The following is a 21545-nucleotide window of genomic DNA, read 5'->3' as shown; positions in this document are numbered from 1 at the left end:
CGGCAGCCCCTGACCGGGGGTTTGCCGGGAAACCACGGAGCGGACGATGGCCAACGACAAGCACGGCGGACAGGAACGGCGACCGTCCCCGGAGGCGCTCCTTGCTCGGGCCGAGCGAGAAGACCGCGGCAAGCTGAAGATCTTCCTCGGCGCCGCACCCGGTGTCGGCAAGACCTACGAGATGCTGATATCGGCCCGCGCCCGACACGCCGACAGAACCGATGTCGTCATCGGCATCGTGGAAACGCATGGGCGCAAAGAGACGGAAGCGCTGGTCCACGGGCTGGAGACCGTCGCGCGGACGTCCATCGACTACAAAGGACAGCTGCTGGACGAGATGGACATCGATGCCATCCTCGAACGGCGTCCGGCCCTCGCGCTGGTTGACGAGCTGGCGCACACCAACGCCCCCGGAAGCCGCCATCCGAAGCGGTATCTCGACGTGCTGGAGCTGCTGGCGAATGGCATCGACGTCTATACAACGCTCAACATCCAGCATGTCGAGAGCCTCAACGACATCGTCGCGCAGATCACCCGTATCCGGGTGCGGGAGACCGTCCCGGACAGCATCATCGATCGCGCCGATGACATCGAGATCATCGACATCACGCCGCAGGACCTCATCAAGCGGATGCAGGACGGCAAGGTTTACGTTCCCAAAACCGCGCGGCGCGCCATCGAGAACTACTTCTCGCCGGGAAACCTGACGGCCCTGCGCGAACTTGCGCTGAGACGCACGGCGCAACGGGTGGACGACCAGCTTCTTCATCACATGCAGGCCCACGCGATCTCGGGCCCCTGGGCCGCCGGAGAACGCATCCTCGTCTGCCTCGATCACGGACGCAACGGGGCAACGCTGGTTCGCTATGCCCGCCGACAGGCAGACAGGCTGCGCGCGCCCTGGACGGTCATCCATATGGAAACCTCCCGCTCGGCTTATCTTGCAGACGCAGACAAGGACCGCCTGGCAGCCTGCATGCGGCTGGCCGAGCAACTGGGGGCGGACACCGTGACGCTTCCCGCTTCGAACGTCTCCCGCGAACTGATCGCCTATGCCGGCGCGAACAACTTCAACCACCTCATCGTCGGCAAGTCCGACCGGCCTCGCTGGCGGGAATGGTATGACGGATCGATCACCCACGACCTCATCCGCAACTCTGGTACCATCAGCGTGCACGTCATGTCGGGTGGCGGCGAAGAGGTCGCGCCGAGGGGCGTCCGCACGGCCAAGGCAGCGAACAGGATCAAGCCGAAAGACTATGTGTTCAGTCTGGCCTTCGTGTCGGTTGCGGTGGTCACCGGCATCCTGCTCGACCAGGCCCTCAACGTGCAGAACCTCGCGCTCGTGTTCCTGATGGGGGTCCTCGCATCTGCCGTCAGGGGCGGGCTCGGGCCCGGTCTCTTCGCGTCTTTCCTGGGTGCCTTCGCCTTCAACTTCTTCTTTCTGGAACCTCGTTATACGCTGACGATCCGCGATCCCGAAAGCGTCGTCGCTTTGCTTTTCTTTCTCGGGACCGCGCTCGTGGCGAGCAATCTGGCGGCCGCCGTTCAGAGGCAGGCGACGGCAGCGCGACAACGCGCACGTACCACGGAGGACCTTTACCTGTTCTCGCGGAAACTCGCAGGGACGGGCACGCTCGACGACGTCCTGTGGGCAACAGCCTATCAGATCGCCTCGATGCTGAAGGTCCGCGTCGTCATCCTGCTGCCCGAGGACGGCACGATCGCCGTGAGGGCCGGCTATCCGCCTGACGACACGCTTGTGGATGCCGACATCGCGGCCGCACGATGGGCCTGGGAGCACGATCGGCCAGCAGGCCGCGCGGCCGATACGCTGCCCGGCGCCAAGAGGCTTTATCTGCCCCTTCGCACGGGCCGCGGTGCCATCGGCGTGGTCGGCCTCGACAACGACAGACAGGGACCGCTCCTCAACTCCGATCAGCAGCGCTTGTTCGATGCACTTGCCGACCAGGCAGCGCTCGCCATCGAGCGTATCCAGCTCGTGGCCGACGTCGACAGGGCACGGCTCGCCGCCGAAACAGACCGTTTGAGAACGGCGCTGTTGACCTCTATTTCACATGATCTCAAGACCCCGCTGGCCGCAATCCTCGGATCGGCCGGGACGATCAAGGACTTCGGTGCCGGTCTGTCGGAAGACGCCAAGGACGAACTGTTGACGACGGTGATCGAGGAGTCGGAGCGGCTCAACCGTTTCATTGCGAACCTGCTCGACATGACCCGCATCGGGTCCGGCGCGATGACGCTGAATACCGCGCCGCACTTCGTCGGCGACATCGTCGGCTCGGCTCTCGCGCGCGCAGCAAAGATCACGGCGGACCACCGTGTGGAGACGGCGATCCCCGACGATCTTCCCATGGTCAAGGTCGACCCGGTTCTGCTGGAACAAGTCCTCTTCAACCTGATCGACAACGCCGCCAAATACGCGCCGGACGGCACAACGATACGGATCGAGGCGGATGGCGACGCCGGTCTCGTGCGCCTTCGCGTCACCGACGAGGGGCCGGGTGTGCCGCCGGGCGATCTGGAGCGGATTTTTGACAGCTTCTACCGTGTCAGCAAGATCGACCATGTCACAGCCGGCACCGGCCTCGGCCTGTCGATCTGCCGGGGGTTCATCGAGGCGATGGGCGGCAGCATCACGGCCGAGAACAGACTGGACGACGCGGGTGCCTTGTTCCAGATCTCACTGCCGAAGGCGCCTGCATCGAAGGGAACGACAGCATGACCCATGCCACCGTCAAGATCCTCGTCGTGGACGACGAGCCGCCGATCCGCAAGCTGCTCGATGTCGGTCTGTCGTCCCAGGGATTTGCGATCAGCGGAGCGCCGAATGCCCGCTCTGCCATCGCGCTGGCGCAATCGGACGTTCCCGATCTCGTCCTGCTCGATCTCGGCCTTCCCGACATGAGCGGGCATGAACTCTTGGCCCGATGGCGCTCGGAGAACGTCCCGTTCCCCGTCATCATCCTGTCGAGCCGCACGGACGAAACCGGCATCGTTCAGGCGCTCGAACTGGGTGCCGACGACTACGTCACCAAACCGTTCGGGATGAACGAACTCGTCGCGCGCATCCGCGTGGCCCTGCGCCATCGTTTTCAGAGCCAGGGCGAGGCCCCTGTCTTCGAAGCGGGCGACCTCTCGGTCGATCTCGTGAAACGCATCGTGAAGGTTCGCGGAAGCGAGGTGAAGATGACGCCTAGGGAATACGATATTCTGCGGCTACTGGTGCAGCATTCCGGCCGCGTTCTGACCCATCGCTTCATCCTCGAGAAGGTTTGGGGCGAAATGAACGATGTCCAGTACCTAAGGGTCTACGTCCGCCAGCTCCGGCAGAAGATAGAAGAAAGCCCCGACCAGCCTCGATACATTCTCACCGAAACCGGCGTCGGCTACAGGCTTGCGGAGATGGTCAGCATGTCGGAGACCCGATCGACCACGAGGCCCGAGACCATGCCATGACCCTCGACGATGGCGCTGAGCGGGTCGGGTCGGTGCGTCTCCTGCCGAGCTTAGGGGCGCCATCCGCGAATGTCGCGGATGGTCGTCATGCCCACTGGGAAACGCCGAGAAAACCACAATCCCTGACGATGGGTATGACCGGCTAATTCGCAATTGGAAACGGCACGACATTGGAAGGTTGCAGGGCCTGTTTCAACAGATATTGCCCGTATGCGCCTTTGCCGAGTTCGCGTGCCAGCTGAAGAAGCTGTTCGCTCGAAATGAAGCCCTTCTGGAAAGCGATTTCCTCCGGGCAGGAGATCTTGAAGCCCTGCCGACGCTCGAGAATGGCGACGAATTCTCCAGCGTCGAGCTGGCTGTCCGGGGTCCCGGTGTCGAGCCATGCATAGCCGCGCCCCATCAGTTCCACGTTCAGCTGGCCGCGTTCCAGATAGACGCGATTGACATCGGTGATCTCTAGTTCCCCGCGCGGCGAGGGTTCGAGGTTCGCCGCGATCTCCACAACGCTGCTGTCATAGAAGTAGAGGCCCGTCACGGCCCAGTTCGATCGGGGAACGAGAGGCTTCTCCTCTATGGAAACGGCCTTCATGCCGGCATCGAAATCCACCACGCCGTAGCGTTCGGGATCGTTGACATAATAGGCGAACACGGTCGCCCCCGCCTTGCGCCTCCTGGCGCGCGCGAAGAGGTCGGCGATGCCGTGACCGTAGAAGATGTTGTCGCCGAGGATGAGGCAGGAGGGGCTGGAGCCGATGAAGTCGGCGCCGATAATATAGGCCTGCGCGAGGCCGCCCGGCGACGGCTGCTCGGCATAGGTGAGCTTCAGTCCCCACTTGCTGCCGTCACCGAGAAGGCGCCGAAAGTTCGGCAGGTCGACCGGGGTCGAGATGATCAGGATGTCCTTGATACCGGCCAGCATGAGCGTCGACAGCGGATAGTAGATCATCGGCTTGTCGTAGACCGGCATCAGCTGCTTGGATGTAACCAGCGTCATCGGATGCAGGCGCGTCCCGCTGCCACCTGCCAGAATAATACCCTTCATGAATGCCTCTCCTTCATCGGCGTTGCCTCTTGCATCGTGTTGAAAAGTCGTTCGATCACCCGTTCCGTCGCGGGTCTCCAGCCCGGCATGGCGACGCCGTGCATGGCCTTCAGCTTGCGACAGTCGAGTTCCGCATTCGCCGGTCGCTCGACGGCGCTCGAATAGGTGTACGAGGGAATGGGGTTGACGGCGGCGAACGGACCTCCGCGCGCCCTGGACGCTCGGAAGATCTCCTCAGCAAATCCGGCCCAGGTCGTTTGCCCGCTGCCGCTCATGTGGAACGTGCCGCGCAGGCCCGGCTCGTCGCTCGCCAGCAGGTTCCGCGCGACCGACAGTATGGCGTCGGCGATGTCGAAGGCGGAAGTGGGCGTGCCGAACTCGTCGGCGATGACATTGACGCAGTCGCGCCCCTCGGCAATCCGTAACATCGTCTTCAGGAAGTTCGAGCCGAAGGGGCTGAACACCCAGGCGGTGCGCAGGATTGCATGATCAGCGGTCGCATATGCGATAGCCCGCTCGCCGCCGAGCTTGGATCGGCCGTAGACGCTGAGAGGCGCCACGGTGTCTGTCTCCGCATAGCCTCCCGACCTCGTGCCGTCGAAGACGCAGGCGGTCGAGAGGTGGATGATCGGGACGCCGAGTGCGGCCGCCACCTGCCCGAGGACCCCGGCAGAGGTCTGATTGACAAGGGTTGCGAGCCCTTCGTCGGCCTCGGCCTGTTCGATGGAGGTATAGGCTGCCGCAGAGACGATGATCTCGGGCCTTGCTGCCGCCACGGACGGGCCGATCGACCCGCTATCCGACAGGTCCAGCTCCGGACGACCGAGGGGAATGATGTCGAGATCGGCGTTGACGGCTGCGCGATCGAGGAGCGCGCTGACGACCTGCCCGTGTCGTCCCGTGACGACGATGCGGCGGCGCGGCTGTGTCATCGCCTCGTCTCGTGCATGCCCGGCGATCCCCCCAACAATTCCATGGCGTTCGCAACGGAAAATGTCATGTCCTCGTCCCCCGTTGAAAAGCTGAATGTGAAAGAGCCCCATCATGATGCCGCCCGGCGCAACCCCGCAGGCGCGGCAGCTATGGCTGTCCGGAGGTCTCCGCCCGCGCGGGAGCATGGTCGCAGCCTGACGTCTGGTTGTTCGCGATCATGTTGCCCGAGGGGCGTCCGTTTCCGGCGAGCGTGCGGATATGCGTCCAGGCGATCCGGCCGTCCGTCACGACGCCCTCGCCCGAGGGCGCGAGCGTACCGGAGGTGCCAGCGTTCTCCGTCTGATAGATTTCGCCATCCGCATAGATGAAGCGTCTCGCGGTATAGTCCGTTGCGGCCCTCCATCGACCATAGCCCTGCCCGACCATGACGCATCGCAACTGCGTCGGTTGCGCCTGGTCGTCCGCGATGATGTTGCCGACGATCACATTGTTTCGGCCGCCGCCCCCAAATGCGCCGTTGGCGAGGATGCCGGCATAGACGCTCGTGTCCTGCGGGTTGTGCAGCGGAGATCGCGGGTTGAGGTTCTGCCCGTTGCCGAGGGCGACGTTGCCCATAACCGTGTTTTCGTCGCCATAGATCGCAATCCCGTTCAACGCATTGCCGGAGACGCGGTTGCCAAGCACGACATTACGGTCGCCGGTCACGGAGATCCCGTTGTCACCCGTGCCTTCGGCCCTGTTGTAGGCGATCACGTTGCCGAAGGCGTTGTAGCGAATGCCGACGAGCTCGATGCCGTTCGCCCGCGTCCAGTTGTTGGAGATATCGTTGCCGTTCGCACCATTGTCGATCTGGATGCCGAAGCCGGCATTGCGTTCGAATTCGTTGCCTTCGATGGCAATGCCGGAGGAGCCATTGGTGATGGCGATCGCGTTGGCGGCCACCCCGTTCTCGAAGCGCGCGCGTTCGACGCGCCCGTTGCGGGCATTGGAGAAGACCAACGTTCCCGCATCGACCGCGCCTCCCCCTGTCAGGCGAAAATTGCCCGCACGAACGGCGCCGAGGGTCCGGCTCCGGCCGTTCTGGCGAAAGGTTATGTTCTCGATCGCGACATGCGTCGCACTGGGCGGCACGTCGAACGCGGCACCATCGCCCTCGGAGATCAGAACCGTTCCGATCGCACCGCGAAGGCTGGCATTGCGGGCAAATGTCAGTGTCCCGTTGATCCTGTAGGGGCGGCCTCGGTTCTCCAGAAACACCGACCGGCCTTCGGAAAGGCGGACCCGGATCTCCGCGAACTCCGCCTCGTTCTCGACTGCGGGACCCTGAGGGCTCGTGTCCTGCAAAGCCGAGGCATAGACCGGGATGAGCAGGCAGAGCGCGGCCGTAAAGCCGAGCACGATGCGCCGCACAGACACTTTGTCCTGCCGGCGTGTCTCCGTTCTCATAGCTGTAAAACCCATGTGGCAGCGATCCTGCTCTAAAAGCCCAGAGCCCGTCCGGGCGAAGCGACTGCGCCGCCCGCCGGACGATGCGATGCAAAGCAGCCTCAGGCGGCCATGATTTCCTGTTCTTCGCGCATTTCCAGACCGTTGCTCTTGAAGAACGCCGTGAAGGTCCTGAGATAGGCGCCGTACCGCGCCTCGAAGCGGCTGAAATCGGCCTGTTCGATAAGCGCCGGCAGGTCGAGGCTTCGCGTCATGTCGACGCTCTCGGCGGGCACGAACGGAATGTTCAGCGTCTGGGCGAGCTCGACCGTTCTGGCGTCGTGCGTCATCAGGATGCCGGGCGTTCCCGCCAGCAGGGCCGCAACGGTTCCGTGGATGCGCGTTCCGACGAACAGGTCCTGCGTCTGGGCGTAGTCGGTCCACTTCTCGAGGTCATAGAACACCTTGCCGTGCAGCCGGAGATACCGCCCGACCGCCTCGGCGTCGCTGTCGCCGTAAGACTTGCAGACGATGGGATCGACCTTTGCCATGATCTCCTTGTTCACGGTGCGGCCCAGCGCATAATAGAAATCGGCAAGCTCGGACTGCAGGACGATATCGTAGCGCTGGCGGTAGGCTTCCTTGTAAAAATAGTCCTGCAGGGGGCTCGTATCGTGCATGAGGTGCCGCGTGGAGTGGAACGCCACGCGCTGCGGATTCTTCGACACCTTCGAGAGCGGCCCGCGTGCATAGCTGGCAAGGAGAAGCGACGGGCATCCGGTCACCTCGACGTTCTTCACGCCGAAGCCGTTGAGAACCTCGGCCGAGAACGGACCCCGCACGGAAATCATCTTCGAGCTTTCGGCCGCCAGCCGCACGAGACGCTCCGTACCCGGCTTCAGGGTTGGATGCTCTCGGCCCCTACTCGGCTGCGCGCCGAGCCCGACAAGGATGACCGGGAGTTTCAAGGCCTCCAGACGCTCGGCCAGCACGCCGAAATCGCTATGTGGGTTCAGCCAGTTGGCCGCAGCGACCACGACCGCGTCCCGGCCTTTGGCGACCTCCGGCGTGAAGTGGTAGGAGGAGATGACGCCGTTGCGGATCACCCGGAAGAGCGATTCCGAGAAGATGAGGTTGCCGGTGTTGTTGCCGGCCACACTCAGGCACTTTTCGACCGTGAAGCCGTTATTGAGGACGCCGCGAACGTTGATTCCAAGGACGAGAGGAGATTTGAACAAGAGACATTCCTTTGCTTTATCTGGAGCCGTAGCGGCAACGCGATGGACGATCGTCGCACCGAGCCGGACGCGTGGGTGACGTCACGGGTCGGTTTACTTCAGGTATTTCTTGAATATTTCCGTGTATTTCTTGGCGACTGCCTCGATCGTGTAGGACGATCCGACGGACAGCGAGGCATTGGAGAAGCGGTCGCGCACGTCCTTCCGGGTCATTTCGATCATTGCGTTGGAAAAATCGGTGGTGAATATGTCGTCCGCCGCGGTGTTCGGCACCAGGATGCCCGCCGTCTTCTCTGCGGCCGTCAGCATCTTGCGGATCTCGCCGATATCCGTGGCGATGATGGGAGCGCCCATGTGCATCGCCTGGATGAGGGTAAGGGGGAACGATTCACCCTCGAACCGGGATGGCAGGATGGCAACGTCGGAGATGGCATAGGCGCCGTTGATGCACTCCTGATAGCCGACGAAGTGGACGCCCTCTTCCTCCGAGAACTCTTCTTGCAGCACCGCAAGTTCCGGCCCGGAGCCGCACAGCATCAGGTGCAGGGGCACCTCGGAATGCCGCTGCGCGATACGCTTCGCTTCGATGGCGACGCGCCAGCCCTTCTCCTTGATGGCGCGGGAGGCGAGCGTGAAGAGCACACCCCCTTCGGGCACGCCAAGCTCTGCGCGCGAGATCGGGAACGGCCGGTCGTCGGAGGGCATGCCGTTCGGAATGAAGGTCACCCGGTTTGGATCGAGCGGAACACCGTCGAGATGGGCCAAATTCTTCGCGCTCAGATAGGTCCAGTGGTCCACGCCCCGAATGAGCCGAAACAGCATGTCGTCGCCCATGGGCGTGACTTCGTACGAGCCGTGCAGCGTTACGACGTAGCGCACCTTGTGGTCGCAGCGGTTCCGGGCGCCGAAGAAGAAATACTCGACCGATGCGACATGGGAATGCACCAGATCGATGCCGGCCGTTTCAATGAAGTGATCGATGCCGACTTCGGTGACCCAGTGTGCGTCGTAGACGGCGACGCGCCGGTCGAGCAGGTTGCGAACGTTCGCGTTCTGCTTCCATCCGTCGGTGATAAGGAACGAGACGAGATATCCCATTTCCACCAGCGTATTGGCGAGATGGATGGGGAAGATCTCGCCGCCGCCGAGATGGAAGCCGAGCGTTGCGACGAGAACGTGCTTGGTCGAGCGTTTGGTCCTCAGAACCTTTTCGTTATGATAGTGCATCGTCAGCGCGCCGATGTGCTTCTCGGCCCCGGAATAGACGAACTGGCGGTAGACGTTGAAGTAGAACTCCAGGGCGACATCATCCGGCGTGCCCCAGCGTTCGCGCAGCGACACCATGATCTTCTGATGCTCCGCATAATATTTCGGCTGAATGAAGCCTTTGACAGAGGTGTTCTTGCCGTGCTGGCGGAAATACGCCACGGCCTCGGGCGCATAGGCCATCTGACCGCCGCCCGCCAGGATCGAGTAGAGATACCAGTCGCCGCAAATCTTGTAGGAGACGAGTTCGTCCCACACCTCTTCCGGGATGCTCTGGTTGCGGAAGACGCAGCCGCCGACGTTGGGAATGAGATTGGATTTGCCGAAGCCGCCGCGGAAGAACTGGTGGGCCGGACGCTTGAACGGTTGGCTCCAGATCCCGGCTGCGGCACGTTCGCGGTAGTCGTCGAGGCCCGGGCTCATATTGCCCACGGCGTCGGAGAACTGGATGCGCCCAAAGGCAACCATGACGCTTTCGTCCACCAGCGGCCGCACGCAGTGCTCGAGGAAGTCCAGCTCGCAGAAGTCGTCACTCTCGCAGATCCAGATGACCTCGCCTGCGGCACTCTCGATCCCCTTGCGCCACTGCTTGAAGACGCCGCCCGAATTCGCGGTGTTCAGGATCGTCCGTATCTGCGGATAGCGCGCGGCATAGTCCGCAATGACCGTCCGGCTGTCATCCGTGGAGCAGTCGTCGAGGATGATCACCTCCAGGTTCTCGTAGGTCTGGTTCAGGATGCAGTCGAGGCGCTTCTGGAGGAACCGTGCATGGTTGAAATTGGGAACGATGGCGGTCACGAGAGGCGCGTAGCTCTTCAGCGCCAGATGCGTTTCGTAGCGGATCGCGCGACGACCTTCGCTGATGCCATGCAGGATGAAGTGCTTGAACGGGTTGCCACCGCCGTTCTTGATGTCCTCGTTCTTCTCCAGGTAGTAGCGCGTATTGAACGTCGGGCTCGGATCGCGAAGCTCGCGCCAGCCATGGTTCATATAATGCTCGAAGAGATCGAGCCCCGAGCCCTGCAGGTCCGGCGATGACGCGAGATAGTAATCCTCGTCGAAGGCGGCGCGCACGCGCTCGTCCTCCCGCTCGCCGGCATGGGAAACTTCCGAGAAGCTGCGCCCTTCCGCCCGCCCCCATCTGAGGTAGTGGACGAAGGGATTCCAGTCGCTATCGCTGACGTCGGGATTGGCCTCCAGATAGGCGCTGAGCGAAAAGGACGCGGACGGATCCCAGCCGTCGGACCAGCCTTTCGACAGGAAGTGCTCGATGAGGTCGATATCCTCTCCCGGATGATCGGGGAAATGGCCGAGATAGAAGGCATTATCGAACTCGAGAGCGACGAGTTCGTAGTCGCTCAGATCGAAGGTTCGCTGGTCCTGCTCCCCGGTTTTGACCGGTCTTGCAAGGTCTCTGCCCTCGCGTCGTCCCCATCGGATATAGTGGACGAAAGGGTTGAAGCCGGACGAGCGTACGTCCGCATTGGCGTCGAGATAGGCCGAAACGGAAAAGGTCGGTGACGGATCGAATCCGGCGAGATGGCCCTTGGACAGGAAGTGCTCGATGAGGTCGATCTCGCTTCCCGGCTGCTCGGAAAAATGCCGCAGGTAGAACTGGCTGTCGAATTCCGGTGCGACCCATTCGTAGTCGCTGAGCTCGATATTGGCGATGTCGCTGTCGCGGCCCGCGGCGGTCGGCGCGAAACGCCGTCCTTCCAGCCGTCCGCGCTGCAGATAGTGAACGAAGGGGTTGACCCCCTTGCTTCGCACATCCGGGTTCGCCTCGAGATAGGCGGAGACGGAAAATGCCGGGCTCGGGTCGTAACCGTCGATCCAGCCCTTCGACAGAAAATGCTCGATCAGGTCGATCTCGGGCCCCGGCGGCTGCAGGAAGTAGGTCAGGTAGAAGGCAGGATCGAACTCCTCGGCCACGCATTCATAGTCGCTGGGCGCGACCGCCGCGATCGCCGCCGCCGGGGCATGCTCTGTTTCGGCCGGCGGTTCGCCGATGTCCGGCATAAGCGGTGCCGATCGTCCCTCGTCCCGTCCCCATCGCAGGTAATGGACGAACGGGTTGTGCCCGGCCTCGCGAACGTCGGGGTTCACCTTGAGATAGGCTTTCACGGAAAAGGCCGGTGACGGATCGTAGCCCTCTTTCCACCCCGTCGACAGGAAGTGTTCGATGAGATCGATCTCGGGGCCGATCGGTTCGAGAACCTGGCTCTGGTAGAAACTTTCGTCAAATTCCGCGGCGACCTGTTCATAGTCGCTGAGCGGGATCTCGGGATAGGGCTCGCGGAAGATCCGGCGATCGAACTGAACCGGGGCAATGACCTGCTCGCTTCGTACACGTTCCAAGATATTCACGTACTGGACCATTTCCCCAAACTCCAAACCGGTTCATGTTCACGTCGGCACCGGAGGCGCCAAACAAACGAGAGGATCTACAGTGGGTCAGCCGATAAAGGGTCCGTGAACCCAGCGCGCTCCCGCTGCCAGCACCTCCGCAAAATCTGTTTCGTTCTCCACATTCGCAGCCACCACCGCCGCCTGGAGATGGCTCGCCTGCCGTATCAGTGCGTTGACGTCGGCGCGCCTCGTCGCAGGACGGCCATCGGTACCGCGCCCTGCATCGATCTTGATGAGGTCGATGACGCCGTCCCGAGCGAGCGCCAACGCCGCCGCGGTGCCGTCGAAATCGCCGATCGCCACCTTGCACCCGCGCGCGCGGAGCGCCGCGGCGAACAGCGCGACGGGCTCAGGATGGGCCAAGAGATGCAGGCGCTCGATTTCGACAATGAGGCGGGCAGCGATGGCCGGTTGCGCGGAGAGGATGACCAGCGTGGAATGCCACCAGACGTCATCGATCGCCGAGAGAGCGGAAATGCTGCAGCCGAGCGTTTCCTCGGGGTGATGGCGCAGGCGATCGATCGCCGCGAGAACGACGATCCGGTCGAACACGCGCGTCAGTCCGACCCGGTCGAGGGCCACAATGAAGTCCCGGGCGTTGACCTGCCGGTCAGCGATTTCGTGGCCGTCGCCATAGACCACGTGCGGCAGAAGCGGCCTGTAGAGATCAGCGCCACCATCGCTGGCCGTGACGCGACCTTCCGAAAAATAGATGCCCGAACGCGCCAGCGCGCGATAGATCGATGCCGCCACGCACATATCGCCGCGAAACTCGAACGCGTTGACCATGCGTCCTCTTTGTCGCGATGTGGCGAGACGGGCGATATTCGACATTTCCAGCAGGGTCAGCGAGACGAAAACGGCGTGTCCACCCACGACGATGGCGTCGCCGCAGATGGCGACAAGACTGGACTCGAGCATGGTCCAGTCATCCACGCCGTCATCGAAATCATAGCAGACGAGGGTCACGCCCCAGGCTTCGATCACGGCCGGCCAAGACCGGTTCGCAAACGCAAGATCCGCACGGGCAGCCACCTCCACCAGGACGCGTCCTGCGAGACCATGGCCGTAAACCGAAACGATATCGTCAATGTTCTGAATGACATAGTGAAACGTTCTGGTGCCCTTGTCGGCCAGTGCAGGCCTGTCGGTGGTCATCAGCGCGACGGGCTGTGTCATCGGGCGCCCTCCGTGACGGACTGTGTCCGATCGCGCTGGGAAACGCGGGAAAGTGCATCCGGGAGGGCCAGTGAAGCGGGGGTGTCTGTGCGTGCGCCAGCCGTCTTTACGGCGTGGGCGTCAACCCTGATCAGATCGGAGATCGCACAGCTTCGCTGCATAAAGGGGTCCGTTCTGGTATCCCCTCATATCAAGGCGTTTCTGTGATGAAAACGGCGATTATCCAATGTTTCGGTCATGGAAAGTGGCCGAAAGGCGGGCGGACAGAAGGGACCCTTTATTGTCAACTTTAAGTCGGCAATCCTTCGCCGGGCATACAAAAAAAATCGCCCGGCGGGTGAAGGGGAGAAAAAGACCACGTCGGAGAAAACACGCAGTCATGAGAATTGGTTATGCACGGGTTTCAACAGAGGATCAGAAGCTCGATCTTCAAACACAGGTTCTGAACAAGTCGGAGTGCGACATCATCTTCACGGATCACGGGTACTCCGGTGGATCCTTCGAGAGGCCAGGATTGGAGCAGGCTTTGAGCAGGCTCGAAAGAGGTGACACCCTCGTCGTCTGGCGGCTGGATCGTCTTGGCCGGTCGCTGGTCAAGCTGGTGCAGGTGATGGACGAATTCCGCCAGAGAGGGGTTCATTTCCACTCGCTGACCGAGAACATCGATACGAGCTCCTCGGGCGGCAAGCTGATGTTTCACATGATTGCCGCTCTTTCCGAGTTCGAGCGGACGCTCATCAGTGAACGGACGCGGGCCGGCATGGCGGCCGCGCGCAACAACGGTCAGCGGCTTGGCCGCCCTCCATCCCTGACCGATGACGAGCTGGCCGCCATCGTCAAGGCGATCAACGAACGCGGAGAAAGCCTTCGTGACGCGGCGATCAGAAACAATGTCTCGCTCCGCTCCCTGCGGCGCATGATCGCCAGGGCCAGAGACTTTGGTACGGCCTCCCTGCAGGCAAATTGCGGGCCGGATCTCTGTCCGATGTAAAGGCGAAGCGCCTCAGTCGAGGATCATCGCACTCTGCCACGACCCATTGCAGGTCCGTCCCGCAATGGGTCATTCAGCAAAGGAAAGGCCCCCTGATATGGCTTCGAAAGGCTCCGGCGGAGAATTCTAGGGTATTGACAGTCCGGAAAAGCAGACTGTAAGTATCGACTTATAGAAAATTAGACTACGTTTAACTAAAAAAACTAAATAAGGGGAGTGGGATTTAAGATGATTCTGTGACCAGCGTTTACGCATGTTTAGGGGAACTGCATGTGATCGGTTATGCGCGCGTTTCAACGGACGATCAAAACCTTGATCTTCAGATCAATGCTCTTCAAAAGGCGGGTTGCAGTAAGATATTCTTCGACAAGGGCGTCTCGGGCAAGGTATTCGAGCGACCTGGACTTGGTAACGCGATTTCGAGTCTCCGCCCTGGCAAGATGTTTGTCGTCTGGCGACTGGACAGACTGGGCCGATCTCTTCCCAAACTTATCGACTTCATCGACCAGCTGGGAAAGCAGAACATTGCCTTTCTCTCGCTGACCGAAAACATCGATACCAAATCCTCCGGAGGGCGGCTCATCTTCCACATCATGGGCGCATTGGCGGAGTTCGAGCGAACGCTGATCAGCGAAAGAACAAAGGCGGGAATGGAGGCAGCCCGCATGAAAGGCACGCATCTTGGACGACAGCCATCCATGAGCACGACCGACGTGCAACAGGCCCTGAGAGCGATGAATGCCGGCGAAGACATCGACGCCATCGCCAGACAATACGACATCTCAACCCGCACCCTGCGGCGACACATCACGAAAATGAACGCGATTTAGGTGTAGAATCCTTTCACTCGCGTAATTTGACGTCATCGTTTACGTTTTATGAACAGGCGTGAACGGACGGCGCTCTCGTGGGTGATACGCCCCTACCGTGATCAGTTCGAGCCGATCGTGCCGGTTCCTGCCGCAGGACACGGCATGCGTCTGACGCAACCGACAGGGAATTCCCACCCCCCTACTCTCCCCAGTGCAGAGGGCACCAACGGGCCATCGGCTCCAGCGGTTTTACACCTGAGTGCCTTACGACGACATCAAACTTTGACCAGCAAGGTCGGTGCCGCAAGATGCTCGCACGACGAGTTCGCACGCGATATAGTTGATCCCCGACTCCACAGGCTTGCCCTGGGTGAGGTCCAGCATGGCCAAACCCGCCCGTCTGCCCAGTTCCTTCAGGCCCATGTCGATCGTCGTCAGGGCCGGGCGGGTCTGGGCGGCGACGACATGCCAGTTGTCGAAGCCGACGACCGCCATGTCGCTGGGCACGGTAAGTCCGTGGTCACGCAAGGCATCGATGACGCCGCGGGCGGTCTCGTCGCTCCCGCAGAAGATCGCATCCGGGCGCGGCTCCGGGCGCTTGAGTATCCTGTGAACGGCTTCGTGCCCCCAGTCTTCACCCCAGGGTCCAAACATGACCTCGCCCTCGCCCCCCAGACAGGCACGATAGGCCGCGGCACGACGGCGAACGGCGGCAAAGTCCTCAGGTCCCGTAATGTGCAGGATCCGGCGATGCCCGAGCGACAGGAGATGCTCGACCGCCAGGCGAGCGCCCTGGTGATCATCGGGAACGAATGACACGCTGGTGTCCGGCCCTTCCGCAAAGGCATAGACCACCGGTATGGGCAGGCGGGAGAGATCGACCTGCGGCGCAAGATCGAGCCGGGTGGCCGTGAAGATGATCCCATCCACCTGCTTATCCAGCAGCGCTTCCAGGTGAAGGCGGGCAAGTCTTGGATCGTTGTTGGTGGCGCAGAGAAAAACCGACACGCCATGATCGACGAGCGCTTCGGAAACGCCGGCCGTCATCGGCAAGGTCAACCGTCCATAGGTGTCGTTGGTGATCATGCCGATCGAATGGCTGCGTCGACTGAGCAACCCGCGCGCGAGTGCATTCGGCCGGAAGCCGATCTTTTCGGCAATGTGCTTTACCCGGTCACGGGTCTCGGCATTCGTGCGGCCCTGTCCATTCAGCGCGTTTGAAGCGGTGGAAATGCTGACGCCCGCAGCAAGCGCCACGTCGCGGATCGTCGCTCGTCGCCCATGCGAAGTGGTCATCATCGGCACCCTGAAGTTGGCTTGATAAAAGGTTTCATCAAGAAATATCTCAAGTGATAAAAGGTTTTAGCATTTCATCCGTCTTTCGCTGTGTTCACGCTGTCGACAATACAAATATTCTCGATTACCGTCCGTTTCACGTCAATGTCCCGGCATGTCCAAGGGAGAGTTGGCGACAACGAAAAAGGGAACGCTCCATGCTGAAAATCAAACTGGCGCTCGCCGCGCTTTCGCTTGTTGCCAGCACCACGCTGGCGAATGCAACCGATGTCACCCTGTGGGTTCGCACCTCGTCCGGCGCCGTCCTCCAAGGCCTCGCAGATCATTACAACGCCTCCCATTCCGACAAGATCGTCGTGACGCAGATCACGGCCGAGCAGATGGTGCCGAAGCTGGGCGCGGCCATTGCCGGCGGTGCGGCACCCGATGGCGCCGTGCTCGACCTGATCTATCTGCCGACATTTGCCGCAGCCGATGGCTTGGAAGACATTACCGAGTTCGTCAAGAGCCGCCCTTATGCGAGCGCCATGAGCCCGTCCCATATCCGCCTTGCGACCTATGAGGACAAGATCTACGGCGTACCGGCCCTCCCCGATGCCTCGATCATCGCCTACAACACCGACCTCTTCGAAAAGGCCGGTCTCGATCCGAACAAGGCGCCGGCATCTCTGGAAGAGATTGCCGCCGACGCCAAGAAGATCGCGGCGCTCGGCAACGAGACCTACGGCTTCTACTTCGTCGCCAATTCCGGCAGCTGGCTGATCTACGACTTCCTGCCGCATCTCTGGGCGGCGGGCGCCGACATCCTCACCGAGGACGGCCGTACGGCAACCGTGGATACGCCGGCTCTGCGCGAGACGATCGCCGCCTATCGCGATATGTGGAAGGCTGGCGCGATCCATCCGACCTCGCGATCCGGCAACGGCAACAATGCGGTCGAGGCGTTTGCCTCCGGCAAGGTCGGCGTTCTCATGACCGGTTCCTACATCGTCAACCTGCTGACGAGCAAATATCCCGACGTCAAGTTCGCCGTCGCGCCGATCCCCGGCCCCAAGGGCGGCGCCTCAAGCTTTGCCGGTGGCGATACGCTGGCCGTCATGAAAGGCATCGACGAGGAAAAGAAGAAGGTCCTGCTCGACTTCGTCGATTTCTACATGACGCCGGAGCAGCAGGTCTACATCACCAAGGAATCCGGCATGCCCTCGCGCACCGATCTCGCAGGCGATGCCTATGCGAGCTTCGACAAGCGCAATCTGGTATCCTATGACATCCTGTCGAAGGCACGCACACCTTACACCTTCTCCTCGGACGAACTCTTCGTCAGCCGCACCGGACCCTTCGTCAACCTGATCCAGGGCGCGATCTTCGGGGAAGACGTCGATGGGTCGATCAAGTCTGCGCAGGACGCCTTCACCAAGGTCCTCGAGCGGACCAACCCGTAAGGGGATCCAGCTGTCGGATGTGACCTGCCGCAGAGCCTTTTCCAAGGCCTGAGGTCTTGTCTGCCCCTCACCCTAGCCCTCTCCCCGCATGCGGGGAGAGGGGACGTGCCACAAGGTTGCTCCGAGTCCCTTCTCCCCGCGCGCGGGGAGAAGGTGCCGGCAGGCGGATGAGGGGCCGCTGCGACCGAAACGTTAAAAATCACGCACCCCGCACGTCCCATCATCAACCCCGTCCCATCATCAACCAAGGAGCGAAATCTTGGCTTCGACGGCCCAAAGATCGACGCAAACGGTGACGGCGAGCAACGACCCCGAACCGAAGGGCTGGCTCGGCCTCGCCTTCATGGCGCCAAGCCTCGTCTTTATTCTCGGCCTCTTCGTCGTGCCCCTGGTCATGGCGCTCTGGATGAGCCTTCACAACTGGCCGCTGCTCGGACGCCGCAAGTTCATCGGGCTTGGCAACTATGCGGAACTGCTGGGAGACATGCAGCTCTGGCATTCCCTCGGATTCACGCTGCTCTATACCGTGCTCGTCACCGCCGCCATCATGGCCGTCGCCTTGCCCCTGGCGCTGCTGGTGGACCGGCCGCTCAGGCTTGCCGGCTTCTTCCGCACGGTCTACTTCATGCCCGTCGTCATCGGCTTCGGTGCAGCCTCCACCCTGTGGATGTGGCTGCTCAATCCCGACAATGGCGTCTTTGCCCATCTGCTGCGGGGCCTTGGCCTCGTGGACAGCGCGCCGCGGCCGCTCGAAAGCTTCTGGCCAGCGCTCGGCGTCATCATCCTCATGGTGGTCTGGAAGACGGCAGGCTTCACCATGGTCATCCTTCTCACCGGCCTTCAGGCCATTCCCGCCGACGTGACCGAAGCGGCCAAGATCGATGGCGCCGGCGTCTTCAGCCGCTTCCGGCGGATCACGCTGCCGCTGATGCGCAATTCGCTTCTTCTGGCGCTGGTGCTCAACGTGACGTCGTCGATGCTCGCTTTCGACCAGTTCTTCATCATCACGCAGGGCGGCCCGTCGAACAGCACCATCTCCGCCGTGTTCTCGATCTACCTCGCCTCCTTCTCCTCCTATCGCCTCGGCTACGGCTCGGCCATGTCCTTCGTGCTGCTCGTCGTTCTCGTCGCGATCTCCTCGATCCAGCTCGCCTTCCTGCGCCAGCGGCCGGAGGAAAGCTGATGAGCCGCACCCTTCCCACATCCGCGCCGATGCCGGCACGCGAACGGCTCGGCTTTGCCGCCTTCATCCTCGTCTCGGTCGTCTTCGCGCTGTCCTTCCTGCTGCCGATCGTCTGGTCGTTCGCCAACTCCTTCAAGCCCGCGGCCGAGGCTCTGGCCCATCCCGTCGCACTGTTTTCCAAGGCCTTCTCGCTGGAGAACTACAGGCGGCTGAATACCGTCGGTGCCGGGTGGACCGTCTATGCCGGCAACTCGGTCATGATTGCGCTCGGAACCGTGGTGCTGACAGTGCTCGTCGCCGTTCCCGCCGGCTACGGCTTCTCGAAGTTCCGCTTTCCCGGTCAGTCCGCACTTTTCATCGTGGTGATGGCGACGATGATGATCCCGTTCCAGTCGATCCTCACACCGCTCTTCCTCATTCTCAAGGTGCTGAAGCTTCAGAACAATCTGTTCGGCCTCGTGCTGATCTACGTGACCTTTCAGCTTCCCTTCTCGATCTTCATGATGCGCAATGCCTTCGATGCGGTGCCCCGCGCCCTGATCGAGGCGGCGCGGATCGACGGGGCGTCGCAATGGACGATTCTCAGGCGGATCATGCTGCCGATCGCCCTGCCCGGCGTCGCGACGATCGCCATGTTCGCCTTCCTCAATTCCTGGAACGAGTTCCTTGCCGCGCTGATCTTCCTGTCGGACCAGAACAAGTTCACGCTGCCGATCATGCTGGTCAACGTCTCTTCCGGCATCTACGGCATCATCGACTGGGGTGCGCTGCAGGCGGGCGTAACCGTCACCATGGTCCCCTGCATCATCCTGTTCCTTCTCCTGCAACGCTATTACGTGCGCGGTCTCACCGCCGGCGCCGTGAAATGAGCATCGTGCATTCCCAAAAGGCTTCTCCCATGTCGTCCACGCCCGCCTCCCCGCGCGTCCAGCCGTTGACCCCGCCCCGCCGCTTCATCCCCGTCGATCATACCCGCGTGGATTTCACCGGCGGGTTCTGGGAAAGCTGGTCGAACACCGTGCGAGACGTGACCATCCCCACCCAGCATATGCGGCTGGAAGAGGAAGGCTTTCTGGAAGTCCTCGACTTCGACAAGCCGCCCTCGCCGCTGGTGCGCCGCATCCAGCCGAGCGGGCTGTCGATGCAGCATTTCTTCGACAGCGATTTCGGCAAGTGGATCGAGGCCGCAAGCTACACGCTGAAAGCGCATCCGAACGCCGATATCGAGAAAAAGATCGATGCGATCGTCGAGAAGCTCGAACAAGGGCAGATGGCCGACGGCTACCTCAACAGCTGGTTCATCCGCCGCGAGCCGGAGAAACGCTGGACGAACCTGCGCGATCTTCACGAGATGTATTCGATGGGGCATCTGCTCGAGGGCGCCGTCGCCTATTTCGAAGCGACCGGCAAGCGACGCTTCCTCGACGTGATGATCCGCGCCGTCGATCACATCATCGACACGTTCGGCCCGGAGCCCACCAAGCTGCGCGGCTATGATGCCCATGAGGAAATCGAACTGGCGCTCGTCAAGCTCTACCGCGTGACGCGCGATCCACGCCATCTGGCCCTTGCGACCTACTTCGTCAACGAGCGCGGCCAGATGCCCTCCTATTACGACGAGGAGGCCCGCCATCGCGGTGAGAACCCGGAGGATTACGTCTACCAGACCTATGCCTACAGCCAGGCGCACATGCCCGTGCGCGAGCAGACACAGGTCGTTGGCCATGCCGTGCGCGCCATGTATCTCTTCTCCGCCATGGTCGATCTCGCGCATGAGAATGACGATCCGACCCTGAAGGCAGCCTGCGAGCGGCTGTTCGACAACCTCACCGGCCGCCAGCTCTACGTCACGGGCGGGCTCGGTCCGTCGGCCTCCAACGAGGGCTTCACGCGGGAATACGACCTGCCCAACGAGACGGCCTATGCCGAAACCTGCGCTGCCGTCGCGCTCGGGTTCTGGAGCCACCGCATGGCGCAGCTCGATCTGGATGCAAAATACACCGACAAGCTGGAAACCGTGCTCTTCAACGGCGCGCTGTCCGGTATCTCGCGCGACGGCGAGCATTATTTCTACGAAAACGTGCTGGAGAGCCACGGCCAGAACCGCCGCTGGAAGTGGCATTACTGCCCCTGCTGCCCGACCAATATCGCCCGCCTCATCACCTCGCTCGGCCAGTACGTCTATTCCGCGACGGATGCGGATCTGGCAGTTCATCTCTACGGCGCCAACACGGCGGAGATAGCGCTTGGGCAGACCATCGTCCGGCTGACGCAGGAAACGCGCTATCCCTGGGATGGCGATATCCGGCTCGCACTCGGGCTCGATACACCCTCGTCCTTCACGCTGCATCTGCGCATCCCCGGCTGGTGCCGGGCGGCACGGGTGACGGTCAATGGCGAGGCCGTCGATGTGAAAGCGGCCGTCACAAAAGGCTATGTCGCGATCCGGCGCCCCTGGGCGGATGGCGACGAGGTGCGGTTGTCCCTCGACATGCCGGTCGACCGGCTCTATGCGCATCCGGCCGTCGGCGAGGACGCCGGTCGGGTGGCGCTGAAGCGCGGTCCCGTGGTCTATTGCGTCGAGGAGACCGACATCGGCACCGAGCCCCAGCGGCTACGGCTACCGGCGGAGGCAAGGCTCGACGTTGCCTATGATCCGAACCTGCTGGGCGGCGCTGCCGTGCTGACGGGCGAAGCGCTGGAGGCTGAGACGAGCGATTGGAACGGGCTCTACCGCACGGCCCCGCCGGCGCTCAAACCCCGCGCCTTCAAGGCGATTCCCTACCATCTCTGGGCAAACCGCGACCCTGGCGCGATGCTCGTGTGGCTGAACGAGAAGTAGGAGACAG

15 protein-coding genes are annotated in these 21545 nt (G+C 62.0%); 8 read left to right on the top strand and 7 right to left on the bottom strand.

From position 1 onward, the window contains the following. Nucleotides 1-46: 46 nt before the first annotated feature. Together C8J33_RS13675 and C8J33_RS13670 are read left to right on the top strand one after the other, a co-directional pair. On the top strand, nt 47-2746 hold the full coding sequence (locus C8J33_RS13675) for a sensor histidine kinase (RefSeq protein WP_132664639.1): 2700 nt from the start codon (nt 47-49) through the stop codon (nt 2744-2746). Then, a complete protein-coding gene (locus C8J33_RS13670; protein ID WP_110802072.1) occupies nt 2743-3480 on the top strand; it encodes a response regulator transcription factor in 738 nt (245 codons plus the stop codon). The genes C8J33_RS13675 and C8J33_RS13670 overlap by 4 nt, the downstream gene beginning before the upstream one ends. A 142-nt stretch (nt 3481-3622) precedes the next feature. On the opposite strand, the gene rfbA is transcribed toward C8J33_RS13670, so the two are convergent. From rfbA to C8J33_RS13640, 6 genes are all read right to left on the bottom strand, one after another. Beyond that, entirely contained in the window at nt 3623-4522 is a 900-nt protein-coding gene (gene rfbA / locus C8J33_RS13665; RefSeq protein WP_110802073.1) for a glucose-1-phosphate thymidylyltransferase RfbA, read from the bottom strand. After that, entirely contained in the window at nt 4519-5454 is a 936-nt protein-coding gene (rfbD, locus tag C8J33_RS13660; RefSeq protein WP_110802074.1) for a dTDP-4-dehydrorhamnose reductase, read from the bottom strand. Before rfbD ends, rfbA begins: the two co-directional genes overlap by 4 nt. Before the next feature lie 148 nt (nt 5455-5602). Beyond that, on the bottom strand, nt 5603-6916 hold the full coding sequence (locus tag C8J33_RS13655) for a right-handed parallel beta-helix repeat-containing protein (protein ID WP_110802075.1): 1314 nt from the start codon (nt 6914-6916) through the stop codon (nt 5603-5605). Between the two features lie 86 nt (nt 6917-7002). Continuing rightward, nucleotides 7003-8118, bottom strand: coding sequence for a polysaccharide pyruvyl transferase family protein (locus tag C8J33_RS13650; RefSeq protein WP_165929809.1), 1116 nt, complete (start codon nt 8116-8118; stop codon nt 7003-7005). A gap of 93 nt (nt 8119-8211) precedes the next feature. Beyond that, a complete protein-coding gene (locus tag C8J33_RS13645; protein ID WP_207904037.1) occupies nt 8212-11751 on the bottom strand; it encodes a glycosyltransferase in 3540 nt (1179 codons plus the stop codon). Nucleotides 11752-11838: 87 nt separating this feature from the next. Next, nucleotides 11839-12972 carry an EAL domain-containing protein gene (locus tag C8J33_RS13640; RefSeq protein ID WP_110802078.1) on the bottom strand — a complete coding sequence of 378 codons (1134 nt, stop codon included), beginning with the start codon at nt 12970-12972 and terminating at the stop codon, nt 11839-11841. Between the two features lie 280 nt (nt 12973-13252). Between C8J33_RS13640 and C8J33_RS13635 the strand changes: the two genes are divergently transcribed. Both C8J33_RS13635 and C8J33_RS13630 read left to right on the top strand, forming a co-directional pair. Continuing rightward, complete coding sequence (locus tag C8J33_RS13635; protein ID WP_422038214.1) at nt 13253-13963, top strand: recombinase family protein; 711 nt, start codon at nt 13253-13255, stop codon at nt 13961-13963. A 236-nt stretch (nt 13964-14199) separates the two neighbouring features. Continuing rightward, complete coding sequence (locus C8J33_RS13630) at nt 14200-14793, top strand: recombinase family protein (RefSeq protein WP_245420174.1); 594 nt, start codon at nt 14200-14202, stop codon at nt 14791-14793. Nucleotides 14794-15039: 246 nt separating this feature from the next. Here the strand turns inward: C8J33_RS13630 and C8J33_RS13625 are convergent, their stop codons facing one another. Further along, a complete protein-coding gene (locus tag C8J33_RS13625; RefSeq protein ID WP_110802247.1) occupies nt 15040-16071 on the bottom strand; it encodes a LacI family DNA-binding transcriptional regulator in 1032 nt (343 codons plus the stop codon). A gap of 197 nt (nt 16072-16268) precedes the next feature. Between C8J33_RS13625 and C8J33_RS13620 the strand changes: the two genes are divergently transcribed. The 4 genes from C8J33_RS13620 to C8J33_RS13605 all read left to right on the top strand — a co-directional run bounded on the left by C8J33_RS13620 (nt 16269) and on the right by C8J33_RS13605 (nt 21538). After that, nucleotides 16269-17513: an ABC transporter substrate-binding protein gene (locus C8J33_RS13620; RefSeq protein ID WP_110802080.1), complete on the top strand. Its 1245-nt coding sequence runs from the start codon at nt 16269-16271 to the stop codon at nt 17511-17513. 343 nt (nt 17514-17856) lie between these two features. Continuing rightward, complete coding sequence (locus C8J33_RS13615; RefSeq protein WP_110736883.1) at nt 17857-18696, top strand: carbohydrate ABC transporter permease; 840 nt, start codon at nt 17857-17859, stop codon at nt 18694-18696. Continuing rightward, the gene (locus C8J33_RS13610) at nt 18696-19565 is read left to right on the top strand and encodes a carbohydrate ABC transporter permease (RefSeq protein WP_207904036.1); all 870 of its coding nucleotides are present in this window, start codon (nt 18696-18698) and stop codon (nt 19563-19565) included. Before C8J33_RS13615 ends, C8J33_RS13610 begins: the two co-directional genes overlap by 1 nt. A 29-nt stretch (nt 19566-19594) precedes the next feature. Continuing rightward, nucleotides 19595-21538: a glycoside hydrolase family 127 protein gene (locus tag C8J33_RS13605; protein WP_110802081.1), complete on the top strand. Its 1944-nt coding sequence runs from the start codon at nt 19595-19597 to the stop codon at nt 21536-21538. Nucleotides 21539-21545: the final 7 nt, after the last annotated feature.

This window comes from Rhizobium sp. PP-CC-3G-465 (assembly GCF_004343445.1).
GTDB classification, from domain to species: Bacteria; Pseudomonadota; Alphaproteobacteria; order Rhizobiales; family Rhizobiaceae; genus Ferranicluibacter; species Ferranicluibacter rubi.
This window is presented reverse-complemented; position numbering and strand designations above follow the sequence as displayed.